This window comes from Flavobacterium sp. C4GT6, assembly GCF_036347315.1.
In the GTDB taxonomy this organism is placed as follows: domain Bacteria; phylum Bacteroidota; class Bacteroidia; order Flavobacteriales; family Flavobacteriaceae; genus Flavobacterium.
Genome location: NZ_JAZGZU010000006.1, coordinates 97103 through 118829, shown reverse-complemented (window position 1 = coordinate 118829; position 21727 = coordinate 97103). Strand labels below are relative to the sequence as shown.

At 38.0% G+C, this 21727-nt stretch carries 19 protein-coding genes; 11 read left to right on the top strand and 8 right to left on the bottom strand.

Translation table 11 applies throughout. From position 1 onward, the window contains the following. Positions 1-25 precede the first annotated feature (25 nt). Entirely contained in the window at positions 26-769 is a 744-nt protein-coding gene (locus V3Z67_RS09415) for an SDR family oxidoreductase (RefSeq protein ID WP_330443059.1), read from the top strand. A 76-nt stretch (positions 770-845) separates the two neighbouring features. Here V3Z67_RS09415 and V3Z67_RS09410 read toward each other — a convergent pair whose 3' ends face one another. The 6 genes from V3Z67_RS09410 to V3Z67_RS09385 all read right to left on the bottom strand — a co-directional run bounded on the left by V3Z67_RS09410 (position 846) and on the right by V3Z67_RS09385 (position 8647). Further along, positions 846-3899: a BspA family leucine-rich repeat surface protein gene (locus V3Z67_RS09410; RefSeq protein WP_330443058.1), complete on the bottom strand. Its 3054-nt coding sequence runs from the start codon at positions 3897-3899 to the stop codon at positions 846-848. A gap of 122 nt (positions 3900-4021) precedes the next feature. After that, the gene (locus V3Z67_RS09405) at positions 4022-5464 is read right to left on the bottom strand and encodes a sodium:solute symporter family protein (protein ID WP_330443057.1); all 1443 of its coding nucleotides are present in this window, start codon (positions 5462-5464) and stop codon (positions 4022-4024) included. Between the two features lie 333 nt (positions 5465-5797). Continuing rightward, a complete protein-coding gene (locus tag V3Z67_RS09400) occupies positions 5798-6865 on the bottom strand; it encodes a DUF481 domain-containing protein (RefSeq protein WP_330443056.1) in 1068 nt (355 codons plus the stop codon). Between the two features lie 186 nt (positions 6866-7051). Beyond that, a complete protein-coding gene (locus V3Z67_RS09395) occupies positions 7052-7528 on the bottom strand; it encodes a DoxX family protein (RefSeq protein ID WP_330443055.1) in 477 nt (158 codons plus the stop codon). Positions 7529-7593: 65 nt separating this feature from the next. After that, complete coding sequence (locus V3Z67_RS09390; protein WP_330443054.1) at positions 7594-8175, bottom strand: Crp/Fnr family transcriptional regulator; 582 nt, start codon at positions 8173-8175, stop codon at positions 7594-7596. A gap of 31 nt (positions 8176-8206) precedes the next feature. Beyond that, positions 8207-8647, bottom strand: coding sequence for a hypothetical protein (locus V3Z67_RS09385; protein WP_330443053.1), 441 nt, complete (start codon positions 8645-8647; stop codon positions 8207-8209). Between the two features lie 121 nt (positions 8648-8768). On the opposite strand from V3Z67_RS09385, the gene V3Z67_RS09380 reads away from it, so the two are divergent. Beyond that, positions 8769-9341, top strand: a complete 573-nt coding sequence (locus tag V3Z67_RS09380; RefSeq protein ID WP_330443052.1) for a pentapeptide repeat-containing protein — start codon at positions 8769-8771, stop codon at positions 9339-9341. A gap of 157 nt (positions 9342-9498) precedes the next feature. Here V3Z67_RS09380 and V3Z67_RS09375 read toward each other — a convergent pair whose 3' ends face one another. Next, on the bottom strand, positions 9499-10338 hold the full coding sequence (locus tag V3Z67_RS09375) for a hypothetical protein (RefSeq protein WP_330443051.1): 840 nt from the start codon (positions 10336-10338) through the stop codon (positions 9499-9501). A gap of 60 nt (positions 10339-10398) precedes the next feature. Continuing rightward, positions 10399-11673 (bottom strand): serine hydroxymethyltransferase, encoded by a 1275-nt coding sequence (gene glyA, locus V3Z67_RS09370; protein WP_330443050.1) that lies wholly within the window; start codon positions 11671-11673, stop codon positions 10399-10401. A gap of 112 nt (positions 11674-11785) precedes the next feature. Here glyA and fahA point away from each other — a divergent pair, with 112 nt between their 5' ends. From fahA to argH, 9 genes are all read left to right on the top strand, one after another. Next, on the top strand, positions 11786-13072 hold the full coding sequence (gene fahA / locus V3Z67_RS09365; RefSeq protein WP_330443049.1) for a fumarylacetoacetase: 1287 nt from the start codon (positions 11786-11788) through the stop codon (positions 13070-13072). 536 nt (positions 13073-13608) lie between these two features. After that, entirely contained in the window at positions 13609-14232 is a 624-nt protein-coding gene (locus V3Z67_RS09360; RefSeq protein ID WP_330443048.1) for a GNAT family N-acetyltransferase, read from the top strand. After that, positions 14232-15425, top strand: coding sequence for an argininosuccinate synthase (locus tag V3Z67_RS09355; protein ID WP_330443047.1), 1194 nt, complete (start codon positions 14232-14234; stop codon positions 15423-15425). The genes V3Z67_RS09360 and V3Z67_RS09355 overlap by 1 nt, the downstream gene beginning before the upstream one ends. Then, positions 15418-16395, top strand: coding sequence for an N-acetyl-gamma-glutamyl-phosphate reductase (gene argC / locus V3Z67_RS09350; protein WP_330443046.1), 978 nt, complete (start codon positions 15418-15420; stop codon positions 16393-16395). Before V3Z67_RS09355 ends, argC begins: the two co-directional genes overlap by 8 nt. A gap of 24 nt (positions 16396-16419) precedes the next feature. Then, a complete protein-coding gene (locus V3Z67_RS09345; RefSeq protein WP_330443045.1) occupies positions 16420-17553 on the top strand; it encodes an aspartate aminotransferase family protein in 1134 nt (377 codons plus the stop codon). 23 nt (positions 17554-17576) lie between these two features. Then, positions 17577-18527 (top strand): N-acetylornithine carbamoyltransferase, encoded by a 951-nt coding sequence (locus V3Z67_RS09340; RefSeq protein ID WP_330443044.1) that lies wholly within the window; start codon positions 17577-17579, stop codon positions 18525-18527. Beyond that, positions 18517-19302, top strand: coding sequence for an acetylglutamate kinase (gene argB, locus V3Z67_RS09335; protein ID WP_330443043.1), 786 nt, complete (start codon positions 18517-18519; stop codon positions 19300-19302). The genes V3Z67_RS09340 and argB overlap by 11 nt, the downstream gene beginning before the upstream one ends. A gap of 11 nt (positions 19303-19313) precedes the next feature. Further along, complete coding sequence (locus tag V3Z67_RS09330; protein WP_330443042.1) at positions 19314-20438, top strand: M20 family metallo-hydrolase; 1125 nt, start codon at positions 19314-19316, stop codon at positions 20436-20438. Next, positions 20438-21718 (top strand): argininosuccinate lyase, encoded by a 1281-nt coding sequence (argH, locus tag V3Z67_RS09325; protein ID WP_330443041.1) that lies wholly within the window; start codon positions 20438-20440, stop codon positions 21716-21718. Before V3Z67_RS09330 ends, argH begins: the two co-directional genes overlap by 1 nt. Positions 21719-21727 lie beyond the last annotated feature (9 nt).

Genomic DNA, 21727 nt, shown 5'->3' with positions numbered 1-21727 from the left:
ACTGTTAATAATTAAAAATCAAAAAATGAGTTTAGTAAACAAGAACGTAGTAATAACTGGCGGAAGTACCGGTATAGGCTTAGCAACTGCAAAAGCATTTATTAATGCAGGGGCAAACGTAGTGATAACAAGCAGAAGTGCCGATAACCTGCAAAAGGCTTCAGACGAAATCAATAATCCTAATTTAACAACTTTAGTGTCAGACACCTCAAACCTTGATGGCATCGCAGTTTTAGAAAAATTTGTTGCAGAAACTGGTAAGAAACTGGATGTATTATTTTTGAATGCGGCAATCGCAACCTTCGGACCAATTGCAGATACAACTGAAGCCGATTTTGACGCACAGTTTAATACCAATGTAAAAGGGCACTATTTTACTTTACAAAGATTAATGCCGCACTTAGCAAACGGTTCATCTGTAATATTTACCTCATCAATAGTAGCTACAGCAGCCGGTATAGGAACCAGTGTATATTCTGCCACAAAAGGAGCCATAAACAAAATTGCACAAATTGCAGCAAACGAACTGGCTGAAAGAAAAATACGTGTAAACCTTGTTAGTCCGGGGCCAATACAAACTCCGGGGCTTGACAGTGTGGCAAATGCCGAGGCTAAAGAAAACCTGGCAGGATCTACCGCACTGCAACGCTTAGGTAATGCCGATGAAATTGCAAAAACAGTAGTATTTTTATCTTCTGACGATGCCAGTTTTATAAGCGGCACAGAGATTACTGTTGACGGTGGTGCTATTACATATATGCTGAAATAACAACCATCTATTATCCAATTAAAAACAAAGCCCATACAATGTATGGGCTTTTGCTTTTTTATCTATTTAAATACTTTTATTTTTTTACAAGTCTGTAATCAGCCCTACCACTATTAGTTTGCACTGTAACCAGATAGATTCCCGAACTTAAGTCAGTGATATCCATACTCTCAAGGTTTTGGTTAAACGACATTAGTTCACGCCCCTGTAAGTTATATATAACAACCTCCTCTGGTAATACATTGTTTTGTACCTTAATATAAAGAATATCATTAGCCGGATTTGGATATAGTACTAAACTTTTGTTTAGAATATTATAGCTAATACCAAGCAAATCTATTATTTGTGTAGTAACACTATTGGTTACGATAGGCAGGTTATAATCAAAATAAATATTCACTTCATTACTATGGATAATATCGCCTACCTCAAGTCCGTCAACAGGTTTTATCTTGTAAGCGATAAAACCGTTACTTCCTGCTTCATCTTCCCCCTCAAAAGGCAGATTTATATTTTCAAAAATAAATTCAACATGATTATCATCAGTTATCTCTATTCTGTAGTCATGACTTGAGCTTACAGGTCTAAACGTACTCCAATCTACATCGTCACTAAGTATATCTTCAACCCTTATGTTTATTGCACTTGCTGTTCCTGTATTTTGGAACCTGATGATATAATCCAGATATTCTGTAGCCTGCTCAATGTAAATCTCACTACCCTGTACCACACTCTTGTCGTTAGGGTCAAATGAATTAACTACAGTTTGAGCAAATTCAAAAGTATTATCCTGCGGAGTGTAATCATTTTCATTTGGAGTTACCGTAGCGGTAAAGTTTAATATATCATCTCCGTTAACTGTAGGAGGTGTAAATGTTTCCATAGTAATATCAATTACCCTGCTTTCAAAAGGCTGGAAATCGATTAAGTCGAAAGTTAATACGTTATCTGAATTTGATGACGCAGCCGGAACAGCACTAACAAAAGACTGCATGGCATCGTTATAAGTAAAGCTTAATGTTGCATTAGTTACGGTTTGAGTACCCATATTTTCAACAACCAATTGATATTCTGCTTCAAACCCCGGGCGGGCATCAGTAACAGGCAGGATAGTTATGTTTAAATCTTCTGTAGACTGATTAGCTGTAACACAGAAGTTTAGTTCTTCTGTATCTCCTGTACCTGTAAAGGTAACAGTAGCAGCTTCTGGAGATACAGTAAAATAATCATTAGCAATAACCTCTATTTCATATGTACCGGCTACAAATGTGTCCATTTCATAATAGCCGTCAGTATCTATTGTTGTAATATAATTAAAATTACCGTTAGTTGCTTTTATTAGAACATTTGCTGCCGGCACATCACTATTGGCACATCCATTATTATCTTCATCAAAAAACACATATCCGCTTATTGGATTTGCTTCAACCTCACAATCATCAGACTGCTCATCCTCAGATATATTCCATCCCAAATCATTAATTAGATAATTTCTGACTACAGAATCACAATAAGAAATATAATATGATATCAACAACTGATTTTCTATTTCCTGTTCGGCAAATCGAAGTAAAAGAGCATCATAATTCGCTGTACTCATATTAGTTGCAGATACAAAATAAACAAAATTAGTTTGTACCCCTGAAAAGTCCCAATCTGATAAATCCTGATTAAAAGATAAAGCCGCACTAAAAGCACTATTCATATCAATAACATTAGAAACGTCCCAATTATTTAACGGCTGATTAAAATTATTTGTGTCCGCAAATATTGAATGCATATCAGTTACATTGGAAACATCCCAATTATTTAATGGTTGGTTAAATAATTCTGCACTACCAAACATATATCCCATGTTAACAACATTTGATACATCCCAGTTCGCTACTTCTCCATTAAATACATCTGCTCCAGTAAACATTCTTTCCATTGTTGTTACACTGGAAACATCCCAATTATTTAATGATTGGTCAAAATTATTAGCATTAGTAAACATATACCTCATATCGGTAACACTAGATACATCCCAGCTATTTAATGGCTGATTAAATACATGTGCATCATTAAACATATATCTCATATTCGCTACACTCGACACGTCCCAACTATTTAATGGCTGATTGTAATCATATGCTCTGTAAAACATATATGACATATCAGTAACACTTGAAACATCCCAACTATCTATAGATTGATTAAATACTACAGCATCAGCAAACATACCTTTCATGTTAACAACACTTGATACATCCCAGTTATCTAATGGTTGATTAAAATGACTACTCACAGATTCTATACCTCCAAACATTTGTTCCATATTAGTAACACTGGATACATCCCAACTGTTTAAAGGTTGATTGAACACGTCATTTTTATTAAACATAAAAGACATGTCGGTCACATTTGAAACATCCCAGTTATCTAATGGCTGATTAAACATTTGCGTATTATAAAACATTTGCTTCATATTAGTAACACTGGATACATCCCAACTATTTAGAGTCCCATTAAAATTAGTAATATCAGCAAACATGGCTTCCATATTGGTAACATTAGAAACGTCCCAATTATCAAGGGAAGTTTCACCAATAGTAGACTCTCTAAATAAATCTTTCATATTAGTAACATTTGAAACATCCCAATTGTTTAGATTTAAAGGAAATTCAGGGTCTGAATTAAGGTTAGAAGCCCCATGAAACATACCTTCCATACTTGTAACCTGACTCAAATCAGGAGTATCGGTAGCGGTTATAATTAGCTGATAGCACGAAAAAAAAGCATGTTCCATACTGGTCCATTGAACATCTCCCCATTGCTGAATATAATATAGCTTAACCGCTGACGCAGGCATTGTTGAAAAATCTATTCTTCCAAATGTACCAGATATAGTAACAGTATGTAATTCATCACCGCCAATAGACTCAAAAACATGACTACAAGGCCCGGTTTGATTGGTTAACACAGTTCCATCTCCAAAATCTACAGTATAGTTATTACCAGCCTCATCAACTATCGGTATATTTATCTGATAAGATGGTGCTGTGGCCTGCCATACAGTAATAAAAGGTTCCTGAGCATAAATAAAAGACGTTAAAAAAAATAAAAGTAAAGTAAGGCTGTTTTTTTTCATAATTTAAAAATTGGTTTACGCCCTGCAATATAACACTTTACATATTAATTTTAACATTTTTTACTTACAAAAAAGTCCCGCTCATTAAGCGGGACTTTTAATCAATTTAAATTCTATTTATACTATGCTACAACACCTTTTGGTTTGTCGGTATATTGTATTAGTACAAATGATATGAATGAAGCGGCGATACCAAAAAAGTTGGCATCAAGCCCCAATGGCAGTTTTACCTGAGTTATAATAAGAATTAGTGTTGTAAGTCCGCCCACAACCATAGCTACAACAGCCGCCCTTGCCGAAGGCTTTTTGAGTATTAGCGTACCCAAAACAGGCACTAATAACCCCGATACCATAAAAGCATACGAGTAAAGCATTAGTTCCAGTACGTTTTGCATATTGGTGGCCAGTATAATGGCTAATGCCCCTATTATTAAAGTAATAATTTGTGAGTATTTTATGTGTCCGAACTTTCTGGTGCCTTTAAAATATTCTAAAATATCGGTAGTGAAGTTACCCGAAGCTGCCATTAAACAACTATCGGCTGTAGACATAATAGCCGAGAAATAAGCCGAAAGCATAAGCCCCATTAATCCTACCGGCAATATTGTTCTTAAAAACAGTGGTAATCCCAGTTCGGCATCCAGTTGTGTACCGGGTGCATAACCTATGGCAGTAAATAATCCCTGTTCATAACCTACCCTTGCAAACAACCCTAAGGCTATTCCCATAAAGGCCATTATAGGCCATTCAAACAACCCCGCAATAAACCATGCTTTTTTAGCTGTTTTTACGTCCCTACAGGCAAAAATACGCTGGTACAAAGTCATCCCTACAAACCATATAGGTACTATGGTAATAAGCCAGTTAAAAAACTGTACGAATGAAAGGTTGGACAGTGACATAAACTCTGTAGGAACGGTTTTGCTAATGGCTTCCCATCCGCCTATGTAAGCGTATCCTACCGGAATACCAATAAATATGAGTCCTCCCATCAATATTATCCATTGTATGGTATCGGTATAAATTACAGCCTTAATACCTCCTATTGCCGTGTAAACCACAGCAATTACCCCCATTATAAGCACTGCCATATTTATGGAAACCGAAGGAAATGTAGCTTCGACCAATTTGGCTCCTGCCAGTATTTGCGAACTGGTAAAGCCTACATAACCTATAAGAGAAATGAATCCTGCTATAAGAGCTACTTTACCATTATAATGGTGTGCCAGTGACTGAGGAAATGTAAGGAATTTGTTCTCCCTTGCTACAGGATATATTTTAGGAATTAATAATACCGCGCTTAACCATGCACCTAAAAGTCCTGTAAAAAGCATCCAGCTACCCGATAGTCCCATCATGAAACCAAGACCTCCTAAACCTATGGAGAAGCCTCCGCCTACATCAGTCGCTACTACCGAAAGGCCTATATGCCCAGCCGACATGTTTCTGCCCCCTACATAATAATCATCTTTAGATTTATTACGTCCCATAAAATAGAAGCCAACACCCAGCATTACTATCAGGTAAACTATAAATATTATTAAATCAACAATATGTATTTCCATTATTAAAAAAAGTTTTAGCGTATTTATACATGGGATATATACATATCCCATTATTAATTTTAATTATTTATGCTAATAGCCTTTTTTGTAATAAGCCCCAATTACCATACAGATACTAAAATTTGGTAATACAGATAAGGGCTGAAAGGCATGAAGAATGCGATATGCAATTCTAAAAAGCGATTGAATATCAGCAAATATAATAATTTAGGCTCGCCTAAAAAAATACCCCTTACACTAATGCAGTTAAACACTCTTACAGTTTGTTTTAAAACAGGTTACAAAAAACAATCCCCTGCTTATAGGCAGGGGATTGTTAAAAAAATAACTTAGTTATAGTTCCCAGCCAAATGTAGCCTGGAGAACATAATCTTCCTTACTGGCACCTTCCGGTGGCCTTCTGTCGTAATTATACGTAAACCCGAATTTAATAAAAAATTCAAGTGGTAAATCGTATTTCAGGTCGAGTTTTATATCACTCCTAACCCTATGCTTTTCTGTTAAACTGGGATAAACCACTGCGTTGGTTAACAAGCTGAAATCTTTAATATCAAACATATTAAGCTCAATACCTCCAAATGCCTCGGCACTGTTCCTGTCAGCATTCAGTATTGGTTCATATCTCTCATTATTCCATGCACCACCTATTACTCCGCCAAAGTAAAGCTTGTTGGTATGTACAAAATACTTACCAAAACCAAGCTTGGTAGTTACCCTCATATCCAGTTGCTGCTCATCATTTTGAAGCAGTTCTCCTGATAAGTTTAGAAAATAGTCATGTTTTAAAAACACCCTAAGTCCCAGGCTGGCATCGGTACGGCTAATATCATTACTGTTATCCTGCTTTGTTTTAATGGCATTATAACTTCCCTGCAGGCTCCAGTAGTTTGCAGTATACCCTAAGGTACTCCTCATGGTAAACTGTTTAAAGTTGTCACGCTGTGTTAGGTTTACACCCAGAGACAATGAGGCATCAAGCCTGGAGATGAACCCCTGCTTGATAGATTTGACATACACAATATCGTGTACTGATGTATAAATATATTTCTTTTCGGTTACATCATACAACACTACCCTGCCTCCGTTTATGGAATCGGTTTGCAGCATACTGTTTAACCTGTCTCCGTTCCTAAGGGTTATAAGGAAAGTTTGCTGACTGCTTAGTTTTTTAATATCAAGCCATTTGACATTAAAATCACTATCACTGTAGTCTGTTTCAATAATCAGGACGCCTTTGTCCATCTCTTTAATCTCTCCGATAAGCCTATCCTTATTCTTAAGGATAATGGTATCGTTTTTCTGGGCGCGAGCATTAAAACAACAGCATAAACATACTACCCAAAAAAGGGTAGTATGAAAACGTGGGGTTAAATTGCTAAGCCAATTTTTTGTGTGGGTCATCAGCTTAAATTATGTGGGACAAATAATTAATTTATTCTCTACATAATAGCTTTAGCATTTAATTTTCAGAAATAAGTGGGGACCTGATTTCTTATTCTTAAATATAAAAAATAATCCTTTATTTAACACATAAAGGATTACTTTTAACAAAAAATTAGACCGTTTTTTTATGAAAAAAACTGATTTTTAAAACAATAGCTTATTATTTTTTTTACCTCTTACAGAAAATATATAAACCCACCCAATTAAAAACACCTGTAACGGAACCCTAAACCATAAATAACCTACCCCATTACCGGTATAATTTGCCTCCTTAAGGTTCACATTATGCAGAACGGCATAAATATTTGCTGGAAGTACGAGAACGAAAAACAGTATTATAATAACTCCTGTAGTTGTTCTATAAGCAGGGAACAATAAAAGTATTCCAAATATAAATTCAGCCACTCCCGTTATATACACCAAAGCCTCCCGGTAAGGTATAAAGTCAGGCAACATCATTGCCATTCCCTTTGTAAACAAAAAGTGTCCCATACCCGTAAAGCATAGCATACAACACATGGCAAGATTACCGTTAAAATGCCATTTAAAATCTTTTTGGGTAAGCTTACTTATAAGTATACCTACAATAAAAGCTGTAAAAAGTACTATTAATACATCCATATAACTGTCCGTTTTTTGATCAATGCAAAGTTGGGACTGTTAGAAGAGATAAAAAATGATGTATGTTAGTTTCGTGCGTATTGCTTTCTTATCCGGCTAAGGCTTTCGGGCTGTATTCCTAAAAAGGAAGAAAGGTGTTTTACAGAAATAGCCGCAACAAGCTCAGGGTTTCTTTCCAATAGTCTTACATAACGTTCTTCGGCAGTAAGAGAAAGTAAATCCATTTCCTTTTCCAACCTGTGAGCATACTGCATTTCTGCCATTTTTCTGCCCACTGTGGCACCGTGAAATGATTTTTGGTAAAACACCTCTAAATCTCTGTAAGGTATGACTATTACTTTGGAATCTTCTAAAAACTCAATAGTAACTACACTTGGCGTGCCTGTTATAAGGGAATAAAAAGCTGTAACAAATTCGCCCGAAAAATGAAAAGCAACAGTAAACTCTTTCCCTTCTTTTAAAAAGTAGTTACGTGTTGCTCCCTTTTCTAAAAAATAAATATAGTATTCGTACTCACCTTCCTTTATTAAGGTATCGCCTTTTTGAAAGGTTTTAAAGGTAAGTATTTGCACAAACATATCCCATTCGGCATCGGGTAAGCGATGCAAACTAAACACGGTTTGTTGTAATTTTATAAGCGAATCCATATTTCCCGGTTAGGAAAACTAAGATACATATTTATCTTACTTTGTAGGCATTCATTACATTAACCTCATAGCTGTTTTTATCTAAAAACAGTTGCAGTGTAGAACCATCGGGAGAGAACCATGCCATATTAACCCTTGCTTTACCTTTCATAATAAGTTCATTTAAGTCATTAGAACTCTTATTTGCTGTTCCTTCTGCTCCCACACTTTTGTAAACATCGGGTTTGCCTATTTCAAGGTTGTTCTCAATAAGCATACGCTGTACCAAGCCTATTGCCTTATCAAGTCCCTGTTCGGTTTGTTCAAATTTCATGGTAGCATCAAAGGTATTCCCTATCCTTAACCACTTGTTATAATCTGTTTTTGCAGATGAATAATCTCCTTTAACACTAAGTCCGCTGGCTCCAAAAGTTTGAGCCTGCATGGTTAATGCTCCTAATAAAAAAACGAATGTTATTACAATCTTTTTCATGTTGTTGGTTTTTATTATTTATTAGTTTCCACTAAGTTAGCCAATCTAATATTCATTTTGTTTTAACAAAATCACAAAATAAGCCCTGTTAATAGTTAACTTGCACCTCTAATACAAAAACATGTCTGCAAACTATATACTCGACACACAAATAAACAATACAGTATTCGGCCCTGACGATATTATGTACAAGGATTACGAACGCTGTACTTTTACCGATTGTGATTTTACACAATGTAATTACCTTGGGGTAGCATTTACCGATTGTGAATTTATAAACTGCAACTTTACCGAAGCAAAAATAAACTATGTATCGTTTAGGGACGTGATGTTTACCGGGTGTAACTTTACCGGAGTAAATTTTGCCATGGTAGATGCCTTGCTGTTTAAATTTGAGTTTAAAGAATGTATACTGGATTACACCAAGTTTTATACCCTTAAAATGAGGGGAACGGTATTTACCGGATGCCAGATTATAGCATCTGACTTTATGAATGCCGATATTACCGACGTAATATTTGATAATTGTAACCTTCACAAAACCGTTTTTCTGGATACAATTGCCAATAAAACTGATTTTTCTACCAGTTATAACTTTACTTTAGACCCCGAAAAGAACAAACTTAAAAAGGCAATATTCTCAGAAGCAGGACTTAAGGGGTTACTAACGAAACACGAAATAATAATCAGATAAAATAAAACAGATTTTTGTAGTGTTAATCAAATTTTAGCAATACATTTGCCGCTCATTGCTGGTCATGTTATGGGCCAACAATTTAAAGACCCAGGGGCTTCCACCCACGGGTCTTTTTTATTTAAAAAAATTACACTTGAAGTATTAAAAGATATTATTAATTAAAACCATATTCTAAGTCTTGTACTTGTTTTGACGACAAATCTATTATAGTATCTAGAGCTGCTATTAGTCTTACAAATTGATCATAATTATTAGCCTTTGGGACATATCTATTTGTTATATACCAATACATATAAGCATTCATTGAATTTGAAAGCCAACGAAAATATTTTGCTTTATCTTCTCCAATATATTGTACAAGCAAATTTTTAAGTTCATTCTTTTTAGAATCAGACAGCGATGATGACTTTATAGCGGAAATAATAATTTTTACACTATTGGAAACAGACATGATAAAATTAAATATAGCTTCTAAATCTTTCAAAATAAAAGGTATATTTTTCAGAACTATATCGTAACTATCATTGACAATTTTAGAACCAGTATTTTCTGGAGTTACAGGTAATATATTTGTTTCAAACGGATAAAGATTAGCACCAAGTCTTTCTATTGCTGCATGCCCTGTTACACCTTCAATAATCATTTTATCTATTAATGATTCAATTCTATCAGTCTGATTCAATATTAAATCAGTTATTCTGCTTATTTCAAACTCTTCTCTTGTCTTTGACATTTCCTCCCTTTGAAGATTTAAATCATGTCTTTGATATTTTAAAGCTAAATAAAACAACAATACACTAGCCAAAGTAAAAAAAGGAGTCACCCAATTACTTATTAAACTTGCAATATCTGAGCTTTCGCTTATATTTATACCTGAAGCATCAGCAATAGAGTAATGTGGCTCTATGATATAAAATACTATTATCATAAAAGCAACACAACCTAAAATTATAGAAAAGGCTAAAAACTCATAAAGTGAAAATTTTTTATTCATATAATTATGTACATTTTTTATATAAAAAAAGCCTCTCAAATGGAGGCTTTTTCAATTTAGCTAGTAAACAAAAATAGGTCTTTCACCCATCATACCGTTTACCTCATCAGCTACTTCTTCAATAATTTCTTCATTAGTAAAGTTAGTGATAACCTTATCAATAAGAGCAACAACAGTTTCCATATCAGCCTCAACTAAACCACGTGTAGTGATTGCAGCCGTACCTACACGGATACCCGATGTTACAAACGGAGACTTATCATCAAACGGAACCATGTTCTTATTAACTGTGATTTCAGCTTTTACTAAAGCATTTTCTGCCTCTTTACCTGTAATGTTTTTGTTTCTAAGGTCAATAAGCATCATGTGGTTATCTGTACCTCCTGAGATAATGTCATATCCTCTCTTAACAAAAGCCTCGGCCATAGCCTGAGCATTTTTTTGTACCTGTAGTGTATAACGGAAAAACTCATCACTTAAAGCTTCACCAAAAGCAACAGCTTTAGCAGCGATAATATGCTCTAACGGTCCACCTTGGTTACCAGGGAATACAGCAGCATCAAGTAAAGATGACATCATTCTTACCTCGCCTTTAGGAGTTTTAATACCCCATGGGTTTTCAAAATCTTTCCCCATTAATATCATACCACCTCTTGGCCCTCTAAGGGTTTTGTGAGTTGTAGTAGTAACAACATGACAGTGAGGAATTGGGTCACTTAAAAGACCTTTAGCAATAAGTCCTGCAGGGTGAGAAATATCGGCAAGAAGTAAAGCACCTACGCTGTCGGCAATTTCCCTAAAGCGTTTAAAGTCCATATCACGAGAGTAGGCGGAAGCACCTGCAATAATCATTTTAGGCTGTTCCTGTGTAGCTATCTCCTGTATTTTGTCGTAGTTAAGCCTTCCGGTTTCTTTCTCCACACCATAAAATACAGGCTGGTATAGCCTACCTGAAAAGTTTACAGGAGAACCGTGAGTAAGGTGACCACCGTGAGAAAGGTCGAAACCTAATATTTTATCACCCGGTTTAAGGCAAGCGTGGAATACAGAAGCATTAGCCTGAGATCCCGAGTGTGGCTGTACGTTTGCATACTCAGCACCAAACAAGGTTTTCGCCCTGTCTATGGCAATTTGCTCGATAACATCTACTACCTCACATCCGCCATAATATCTCCTTCCCGGATAACCTTCGGCATATTTATTAGTAAGTACAGACCCCGCTGCTTCCATTACCTGGTCGCTCACAAAGTTTTCTGATGCAATAAGTTCCAGTCCGTTAATCTGCCTGTCTTGTTCTTCAAGGATCAGGTCGAAAATTTGTTCGTCGCGTAGCATTTTATATTTTTTCGTTAATTTGCCGTCAAAAATACAAAAAATCGTTTGTCAAAACGATATAGCAAAGTATATTTGATAATTGAATAACAAAATCATACACAAACAAAGTAATATGACATTAACAGCAAACGACCCTTTCAGAAAATCGTGGCTTGATGTACCCGAAAACAGCGATTTCCCTATACAGAATATTCCTTTTGGCGTTTTTATCACTAAAGACGATGTAATCACCATAGGAACTAGGATAGGAAACTACGCAATAGACTTAGGTGCACTGCAACAGTTAAACTATTTTGAAGGCATTGAGCTTACAGATGATATGTTCATGCAGGATACCCTTAACGATTTCATATCAGACGGTAAAAAAACATGGCGTTTGGTAAGAAACCGTATTGCGGATATTTTCGACATTAACAACCCTAAACTAAGGGATAACGAGAAACAAAAAGAAATCGTAATATTTGACATTAAGGATGTCGAAATGCAGCTTCCGGTACTTATTGGTGATTACACTGATTTTTACTCAAGCCGTGAGCATGCTACAAACGTAGGTAAAATGTTCCGTGATCCTGATAATGCCCTTTTACCAAACTGGTTACATATTCCGGTAGGTTACCACGGTAGGAGTTCTACCATTGTACCATCGGGTATACCGGTACACCGTCCTAACGGGCAAACACTTCCTCCGGGAGAAACCCAACCGGTATTCGGTCCGTCAAAAAGAGTTGACTTTGAGCTTGAAATGGCTTTTATCACTACCGATGCCAACATAATGGGCGAACCAATCCCTGTAAACGAAACAGAAGACCATATATTTGGTATGGTATTGTTTAACGACTGGAGCGCACGTGACATTCAAAAATGGGAATATGTGCCACTAGGCCCGTTCCTTGCTAAAAACTTTGCATCATCAATGTCTCCATGGATTGTAACACTGGATGCCTTAGAGCCATTCCGTACTGCAGGACCAGAGCAAAATGATCCTAAGCCATTAGAATACCTTCAGCAAACAGGAGAGCACGCATTTGACATTAAGTTACAGGTAGGTTTAACTCCTGAAAACGGAGAAGAAACCATAATATCTAACTCTAACTTTAAGTACATGTACTGGAGTATGTCTCAGCAACTGGCTCACCATACTGTAAACGGTTGCCGTGTTAACTCGGGCGACTTAATGGGTAGCGGTACTATTTCGGGACCAACACCAGATAGTTTCGGTTCTATGCTGGAGCTTACATGGGGCGGACAAAATCCGCTTAAATTAAACAGCGGAGAAGAGCGTAAATTTATTGAAGACGGAGATACTGTAATTATGCGAGGTTACTGTCAAAACGATGAGGTTAGAATCGGTTTTGGTGAGGTAAGCAGCAAATTATTACCGCCTTTCAGCAAAAAATAATACATTAAGCCCCTCAAACGAGGGGCTTTTTTATACCACTCCACTACTTTTTTAGCTTAAAAAAATTAATATTTAAAAATTTTGACCTCAAAAAAATTTAAAATATTAAATCAAAATCGGTTTTTGCCTTTTTTTAGTTAAAAATAACGGCTTACATAAAATTTAACAGCCATCGTTTAATTTAAGTTATAAATTTGCAACGATGAATAAAAATAGATTTAATACTAAACTCCCTAAAAATCAAACAGCTATCCGGCTTAACTACCGGGTTGTGCGGTTGGTATAACTATACCTGCCACATACTGGGTGTACTTTATTTAGTATTAATTTTATTTTAACGGAATTGAAAACACTATCTGTTTTTTTAAGGTCTGTAGTAAAAGACCATTCTTTTATATCTAATCCTAATTCTTTAGAGAATCGACGACGATTCAGGCCGTAAGGTCTGCAATATCACTATGGTCCGGTCCGTCCAGCACCGTTTTACCCTGTTTATTTTATTGATCATATATTAATTTATTTCTATTAGTACTGAAATGAATGTATCTATTGTAATAGCTCACGAAGAGCACTACAAATTTGCAGAAGAAATTTGTGAAACCATCAACGCTTCTGCCCTGCAAAGAGGTACGGGTATTGCCCGAAGAACCCCTGAGTATGTTATGAAGAAAATGGAGAACCGCGATGCTGTGGTAGCAACCGTAAACGGAAATTTTGCTGGCTTTTGCTATATAGAAAGCTGGTCTCACGGCAAGTTTGTGGCTAACTCAGGCCTTATAGTGCATCCTGATTACAGGGCGCTGGGCCTTGCAAAAAAAATAAAGGAAAAAGTATTTAAATACTCTCAGGAAAAATATCCGGGAGCAAAAATATTTGGTATCACCACAGGACTGGCCGTTATGAAAATCAATTCTGATTTAGGCTATAAGCCGGTGCCTTTTAGCGAACTTACAGACGATCCAAGCTTTTGGAACGGATGCCGTGGCTGTTCAAACTTCGATATACTTGAGCGCAAAGAGTACAAAATGTGCCTTTGTACCGGTATGCTGTATGATCCCGCCAAAAAGAAAACAGAAGAAAAATACACGTTTAACAAAAAAGTGCTGCTAAGGCTTAAAAATATAAAGCTGGCACTTTTCCTTAAAAAAGAAAAAGTATAATGAAAAAAGTAGTTTTAGCTTACAGCGGCGGTCTTGATACCTCTTACTGCCTTAAGTACCTAAAAAACGAACTGGGGTATGAAGTGCATACCATACTTATAAACACAGGCGGTTTTACGCCTGAAGAATTAAACGGTATAGAAACAAGGGCTTACGAACTGGGCAGTGCTCACCACGTAAACCTTGATATTATTGATAAATATTACGAAAAAGCAATTAAATACCTTGTATTTGGCAACGTGCTTAAAAACAATACCTATCCGCTTTCTGTAAGTGCTGAAAGAGTTTTTCAGGCACTGGAAACGGTTAAATATGCAAAAAATGTAGGTGCCGAGGCTATTGCTCACGGCAGTACAGGTGCAGGTAACGACCAGATACGTTTTGATATGGTATTCCAAACCATCGCTCCGGAATTGACTATTATTACTCCTATACGTGATCTTAAGCTTACGCGTCAGGAAGAAGTGGCTTACCTACAGGAAAACGGTGTGGAATACAGCTGGGAAAAAGCACAGTACTCTATTAACAAAGGAATATGGGGCACCAGTGTAGGCGGTAAGGAAACCCTAACTTCATCACAACCGTTACCTGAAGAAGCCTACCCTTCTCCTTTAACAAAAACACAACCCGAAAAAGTTGTTCTTCATTTTGAAAAAGGCGAACTTACAGGTATCAACAACGAATTTGATAAGCCTTCGGTTAATATCCAAAAACTTGAAGCACTGGCTTCTGCCTTTGCCATAGGCAGGGATATACACGTAGGCGACACCATTATAGGTATTAAAGGGCGTGTGGGCTTTGAGGCGGCTGCTCCGCTTATCATTATCAAAGCACACCACCTTTTAGAGAAGCATGTACTTGGCAAATGGCAACTGTACTGGAAAGAGCAACTGGGCAACTGGTACGGAATGCTTTTCCATGAAGGGCAATACCTTGACCCGGTAATGAGAAATGTGGAAGTGTTTTTAGAGGACACTCAAAAAACGGTAACAGGTACGGTAACGGTAAACCTTAAACCTTATCACTTCACACTGGACGGAATTGAGTCAGCTCACGATTTGATGAATGCTAAATTCGGACAGTATGGCGAGGTTAATAACGCCTGGACATCTAACGATGCCAAAGGCTTTATTAAGATATTAGGTAACGCACAAAACATTTATGCACAGGTAAACGGAGAGAGTTATGATTAACATTGGTATTATAGGCGGATCAGGATATACAGCAGGCGAATTGTTACGACTGCTGGCAAACCATCCGCAGGCAAATATTGATTTTGTTTACAGCACCACAAACGCGGGCAGTCCGGTAGCGAGTGTGCACCAGGACCTGTTTGGTGATCTTGAACTTAACTTTACCGATACGGTTAACCCGAATGTTGATGTGGTTTTCCTATGCTTAGGGCATGGTAAGTCAATCGCTTTTCTGGAAGCTAGTCTCTTTTCAGAAAGTACTAGGATAATAGATTTAGGAGACGATTTCCGTTTGGAGAAAGATGCTGCCTTTAACGGTAAAAGCTTTGTTTACGGTCTTCCGGAACTGAATAAGAACCAGATTAAACAGGCACAGTACATTGCTAATCCGGGGTGTTTTGCTACAGCCATACAATTGGCTTTATTACCACTCGTAGCAAACGGACTGCTAAACAATGAGGTACACATCAATGCTACCACAGGCAGTACAGGTGCAGGAGTTCAGCCATCGGCTACTTCACACCATCCCTGGCGTATAGGCAACATGTCACACTATAAGGCTTTTGAGCATCAGCACATGGGCGAAATCATTCAAAGTCTTGGTCAGTTGCAAAACGGTTTTAATCAGGAGGTATTATTTATCCCAAACCGTGGCGATTTTACCCGCGGGATATTTGCCACTTTATACACCAAAGTAAGCAAAAGCTTTGATAAGGTTACAGCACTGTATGAAGACTATTACAGTAACCAACCTTTTGTTAGGGTAACTACCGATAGTATTCACCTGAAACTGGCGGTACAAACCAACAAATGCTTTATAAGCCTGGAGCAAAAAGGTGATTATCTTTTAATCACATCGGTAATAGATAACCTTATAAAAGGTGCTTCGGGACAGGCAATACAAAACATGAACCTAATGTTAGGGCTGGAAGAAACCACCGGACTACAGCTTAAGGCTACCGGTTTTTAATTAATTCTAAAAAAGTAACATACAATGAGCTTATTCAATGTATACTCTATATATAATATAACTCCGGTAAAGGCACTGGGGGCAAAAGTTTGGGACGATAAAGGACAGGAATACCTTGATTTTTACGGAGGTCATGGGGTTATCTCTGCCGGGCATTCACACCCGGTATACGTAAAGGCTGTGAGTGAGCAGGTAGCTAAGCTTGGCTTTTATTCTAACTCTATCGAAAATCCGTTACAGGAAGAACTAGGCAAAAAACTGGTTAGCTTTTCGGGTTATCCTGACTATAGCCTTTTCCTGTGTAACTCAGGTGCCGAAGCTAACGAGAATGCCCTTAAACTGGCATCCTTCCACAATGTTAAAAAGAAAGTTATTGCTTTTAACAAAGCCTTTCACGGGCGTACATCTGCTGCGGTAGCCGCTACCGATAACCCATCGATAGTTGCTCCAATCAATGCAGGGCACGAAGTGGTTTTCCTTCCGCTTAACGATGAGGAAGCTTTAAAAACAGAACTGGCTAAAGGTGATGTTTGCTGTGTTATTATAGAAGGAATTCAGGGTGTAGGGGGGCTGGACGAGGGCACTACCCTTTTCTTTAAGGCTATAGAGAAAGCCTGCAACGATAATGATGTAGTACTTATACTGGATGAAATACAGAGTGGCTACGGGCGTTCGGGTAAATTCTTTGCACACCAGTACCACGACATAAAGCCGGATATCATTACAATGGCAAAAGGTATGGGTAACGGTTTTCCTATTGGCGGTATCCTTATCTCACCTAAGTTTAAGGCTTCATTCGGTTTACTGGGAACCACTTTTGGCGGTAACCATCTTGCCTGTGCAGCAGCAACCGCGGTGCTTAATGTTATAGAGCAGGAAAATCTTATGGACAATGTTAATGCCATGAGTACCTATTTTAAGGAACAGGCTGCCCTTATACCACAGGTTAAAAACATAAAAGGACGCGGACTTATGCTTGGGCTTGAGTTTGATTTTGAGATAAACGAATTACGGAAAAAACTGATTTATAACGAGTTTATATTCACCGGTAGCGCATCACAAAAAAACCTGTTGCGCATACTACCGCCACTGTCTATAAACAAGGAGGACATAGACCGCTTTTTTATCGGTCTTAAAAATGCATTAAAGGATTTATAAGTTATTTTTCAATTAATTACAAAATGAAACACTTCACTTCGGTAGACGACATTCAGAATCTAAACGAACTGATTGCGTTAGCTAAAAACATAAAGCAGGCACCATTTGCCAACAAAAAAACAGGAGAAAACAAAACCCTGGGACTATTGTTTTTTAACCCGAGCCTACGTACCAGGCTCAGTACACAAAAGGCTGCCCTTAACCTTGGGATGGATGCCATTGTGATGAACCTTAATACCGAAGGCTGGGCACTGGAATTTGAAGACGGCGTAGTAATGGACGGCAACAAAGCCGAACATATTAAAGAAGCCGCACAGGTTGTATCACAATACTGTGACATTATTGCTGTAAGGAGCTTCCCTACTCTTACCGATAAGGATAAAGATGAGGAAGAGCAGGTAATTTCTGCATTTAAAAAATATGCATCTGTTCCGGTAATAAGCCTTGAAGGCGCTACCGAACACCCTTTACAGGCTGTAGCCGATGCCTTAACCATAGAGGAATACAAAACCGTAAAAAGACCTAAAGTGGTACTTACATGGGCACCACACCCTAAGGCGCTGCCACATGCAGTACCTAACTCTTTCGTTAAAGTGATGAAAAAGGCCGATGTTGATTTTGTTATCACACATCCCGAAGGTTATGAGCTAAATGCTGAGTTTACCAAAGGGGTTACAATTACACACAATCAGGATGAGGCTTTTGCCGATGCCGACTTTATTTATGCAAAGAACTGGAGCAACTATATGGATTACGGGCAAATAACCTGTAAAGATCCGTCATGGACAGTAACAGCCGATAAAATGAAACTTACCAACGATGCCAAGTTTATGCACTGCCTTCCGGTAAGGAGAAATATGATTGTTACTGATGAGGTACTGGACAGCGAAGCATCTATCGTAATAGCTCAAGCCAATAACAGGACATATGCCGCACAGGCGATACTAACCAAAATACTGGAACATGGAGAATAAGCCAAAACTTACCGTTGTAAAAATAGGCGGCAATGTGATTGACAGTAAAACTGTCCTAAAGGTATTCCTAAAGGATTTTGCAGCACTAAACGGTTACAAAATACTGGTACACGGCGGAGGTAAAATCGCAACCAAAACAGCCGAAGGTTTAGGTATTATCCCAGTTTTTCATGAAGGCAGGAGAATTACCGATAAGCCTATGCTGGATGTAGCGGTTATGACCTACGCTGGGCTTATCAATAAAGATATAACAGCACAGCTACAGGCGTTGCAAAACAACGCCTTGGGCTTTACTGGAGCCGATGGTAACATGATCCTTTCTGAAAAAAGGAAGAATACAGCTGTAGATTTTGGTTGGGTAGGTGATATCGTTTCTGTAAACCACGAGTTGATAAAAGTGTTATTACAGCAAAATGTAGTCCCTGTATTTTGTGCAATTACGCACGATGGTAACAGGCAACTGCTTAATACCAATGCCGACACTATTGCCAGTGCACTGGCTGTTGCCTGCAGTAACGACTTTAGTGTAAACCTGCTGTATTGTTTTGAGAAAAAAGGCGTGCTTAGCAATACCGATGATGACGATTCAATTATAAAAAATCTTAATTTTAGTAAATACAGCCAGTTACGTAAAGAAAAAGTAATCCATTCGGGCATGCTACCCAAGCTGAAAAACTGCTATGATGCCCTTAATAAAGGGGTATCGGCAGTATATATAGGCAGTCCCGAAATGATAAAACAGAACGATACCGCCTGCACACAGGTATTGCTCTAAAAAGAAAACTTATGAGTTTAAAAACGATACATACCCTAACCGAAGAAGCAATATCCCTCCTTAAATCACTTATTGCTACTCCGTCTTTTTCATCGGAAGAAGAGAATACGGCAAAGGTGATTGAGACATGGTTTAATAATAACAGTATCCCTTTTAAACGGGAAAACAATAATATATGGGCTTTTAATAAGCATTTTGCCGAAGGTAAGCCTACCCTGCTGCTTAACTCACACCATGATACCGTAAAACCGAATCAGGCTTATACATTAGATCCGTTTGAGGCTATAGAGAAAGATGATAAACTGTTTGGACTGGGTAGTAACGATGCAGGTGGATGCCTGGTATCGCTAATGGCTACCTTCACCTACTTTTATGAAGCCGAAAACCTGCCTTACAATCTTGTAATGGTTGCCTCGGCAGAAGAAGAAAGCAGCGGTCCTAACGGACTGAACAGTGTACTGAAACATTTACCCGAACTAAACTGCGCCATAGTGGGCGAGCCTACCGAAATGCAGCTTGCTATAGCAGAAAAAGGGTTACTGGTACTGGATGTAACCATAACCGGAACTCCGGGGCATGCTGCACATCCTAACGATGACATGGCCATTTACAACACCTTAAAGGTTATTAAATGGTTTAGGGACTATAGTTTCGAAAAAGTATCTGACGTATTAGGTCCAGTTAAAATGACGGTAACCCAAATCAATGCAGGAAAACAGCATAACGTGGTTCCGGCAGAGTGTAATCTGGTTGTGGATGTAAGGGTAAACGACTGTTATACCAACCTCGAAATACTAGAGATCATAAAATCGGGTATTGAGAATGATAAGGTAATGGTAAAACCAAGGTCACTGCACCTCAACTCATCATCTATCGCAAAAGAGCATGCTCTTGTACAGGCAGGAATAGCATTGGGGAGAACCACCTATGGTTCCCCTACCCTTTCAGACCAGTCGGTACTAAGCTGCCAGTCGTTAAAACTGGGGCCGGGATTATCACTGCGTTCACACTCGGCAGATGAGTTTATTTATATCAATGAAATTAAAGAAGGAGTTGAACTGTATATAAAGATACTTTCCCAATTCCTTAATTATACTACCAAAACGGCCAGTGAGGCCACATTAAAACAACAGTAATGAAACTTTGGGATAAAGGCATACCAACAGATAAGAAAACCGATATATTCACCGTAGGCAATGACCGCGAACTGGATCTTGTACTGGCAGAATATGATGTTATGGGGTCTATGGCTCATGCCAAAATGCTTGGAAAAACAGGACTATTAAACGATAAGGAAGTAAACGAACTACTTACCGGACTGGAAGAAATACTGGCAGACATTAAAGCCGGAAACTTTGTGATTGAAGACAGCTTTGAAGATGTACATAGCAAAGTAGAATACCTGCTTACTGAAAAGGTGGGTGATGCCGGAAAAAAAATACACACAGCACGTTCCCGTAACGATCAGGTTCTTACCGATGTTCATTTATACCTAAAAGCGGAGCTCACCACCATAAAACAACAGGTAAAGGAACTTTTTGACCTGCTTATGGCTATGGCAAATGAGCATCAAAATATATTGTTACCAGGGTATACGCATTTGCAGGTTGCAATGCCGTCATCATTCGGGATGTGGTTTTCTGCCTATGCCGAAAGCCTCATTGACGATGTTGTTATGCTGAATGCCGCTCTTACCGTAACCGACCAGAATCCGTTAGGTTCGGCAGCAGGATATGGAAGCTCTTTCCCTATAGACAGGACTTTTACCACAAATGAATTGGGCTTTGCTACATTAAAATACAATTCGGTAGCCGCACAAATGAGCCGTGGCAAAACCGAAAAGACGACAGCTTTTGCACTGGCATCGGTAGCGGGGACATTATCAAAACTGGCTATGGACATTTGCCTGTACCTGAGTCAGAATTTCAATTTCATAAGTCTGCCACAGCACTTAACCACAGGGTCGAGCATTATGCCACATAAAAAGAACCCTGATATTTTTGAGCTTATACGTGGTAAGTGTAACAAAATACAGGCACTGCCCTATGAGCTTACCCTTATAACCAATAATTTACCAAGTGGTTACCACAGGGAATTTCAGTTGCTTAAAGAGGGCCTTTTTCCTGCTTTACAAACTTTAAAATCCTGTCTTGAAATGGCACATTATTCCATTAAGGAGATTAAGGTTAACTATACTATACTGGACGATAAAAAATACGACTACCTCTTTACGGTAGATGCACTTAACGAACTGGTAGCTCAGGGTATACCTTTTAGGGATGCCTATAAAATGGTAGGCGAACAGGTAGAGAACGGTACGTTTGTTTCTCCTAAAGCCACAAAACACACTCATGAGGGTAGCATTAACAACCTGTGTCTGGATGAGATTACACAAAAAATGAAAAATATAACTTAATTATTTATT

Coding starts and splice junctions, on each gene's coding strand:
- V3Z67_RS09415 (WP_330443059.1), top strand. CDS start 26: ATGAGTTTAGTAAACAAGAACGTAGTAATAACTGGCGGAAGTACCGGT.
- V3Z67_RS09410 (WP_330443058.1), bottom strand. CDS start 3,899: ATGAAAAAAAACAGCCTTACTTTACTTTTATTTTTTTTAACGTCTTTT.
- V3Z67_RS09405 (WP_330443057.1), bottom strand. CDS start 5,464: ATGGAAATACATATTGTTGATTTAATAATATTTATAGTTTACCTGATA.
- V3Z67_RS09400 (WP_330443056.1), bottom strand. CDS start 6,865: ATGACCCACACAAAAAATTGGCTTAGCAATTTAACCCCACGTTTTCAT.
- V3Z67_RS09395 (WP_330443055.1), bottom strand. CDS start 7,528: ATGGATGTATTAATAGTACTTTTTACAGCTTTTATTGTAGGTATACTT.
- V3Z67_RS09390 (WP_330443054.1), bottom strand. CDS start 8,175: ATGGATTCGCTTATAAAATTACAACAAACCGTGTTTAGTTTGCATCGC.
- V3Z67_RS09385 (WP_330443053.1), bottom strand. CDS start 8,647: ATGAAAAAGATTGTAATAACATTCGTTTTTTTATTAGGAGCATTAACC.
- V3Z67_RS09380 (WP_330443052.1), top strand. CDS start 8,769: ATGTCTGCAAACTATATACTCGACACACAAATAAACAATACAGTATTC.
- V3Z67_RS09375 (WP_330443051.1), bottom strand. CDS start 10,338: ATGAATAAAAAATTTTCACTTTATGAGTTTTTAGCCTTTTCTATAATT.
- glyA (WP_330443050.1), bottom strand. CDS start 11,673: ATGCTACGCGACGAACAAATTTTCGACCTGATCCTTGAAGAACAAGAC.
- fahA (WP_330443049.1), top strand. CDS start 11,786: ATGACATTAACAGCAAACGACCCTTTCAGAAAATCGTGGCTTGATGTA.
- V3Z67_RS09360 (WP_330443048.1), top strand. CDS start 13,609: ATGAATGTATCTATTGTAATAGCTCACGAAGAGCACTACAAATTTGCA.
- V3Z67_RS09355 (WP_330443047.1), top strand. CDS start 14,232: ATGAAAAAAGTAGTTTTAGCTTACAGCGGCGGTCTTGATACCTCTTAC.
- argC (WP_330443046.1), top strand. CDS start 15,418: ATGATTAACATTGGTATTATAGGCGGATCAGGATATACAGCAGGCGAA.
- V3Z67_RS09345 (WP_330443045.1), top strand. CDS start 16,420: ATGAGCTTATTCAATGTATACTCTATATATAATATAACTCCGGTAAAG.
- V3Z67_RS09340 (WP_330443044.1), top strand. CDS start 17,577: ATGAAACACTTCACTTCGGTAGACGACATTCAGAATCTAAACGAACTG.
- argB (WP_330443043.1), top strand. CDS start 18,517: ATGGAGAATAAGCCAAAACTTACCGTTGTAAAAATAGGCGGCAATGTG.
- V3Z67_RS09330 (WP_330443042.1), top strand. CDS start 19,314: ATGAGTTTAAAAACGATACATACCCTAACCGAAGAAGCAATATCCCTC.
- argH (WP_330443041.1), top strand. CDS start 20,438: ATGAAACTTTGGGATAAAGGCATACCAACAGATAAGAAAACCGATATA.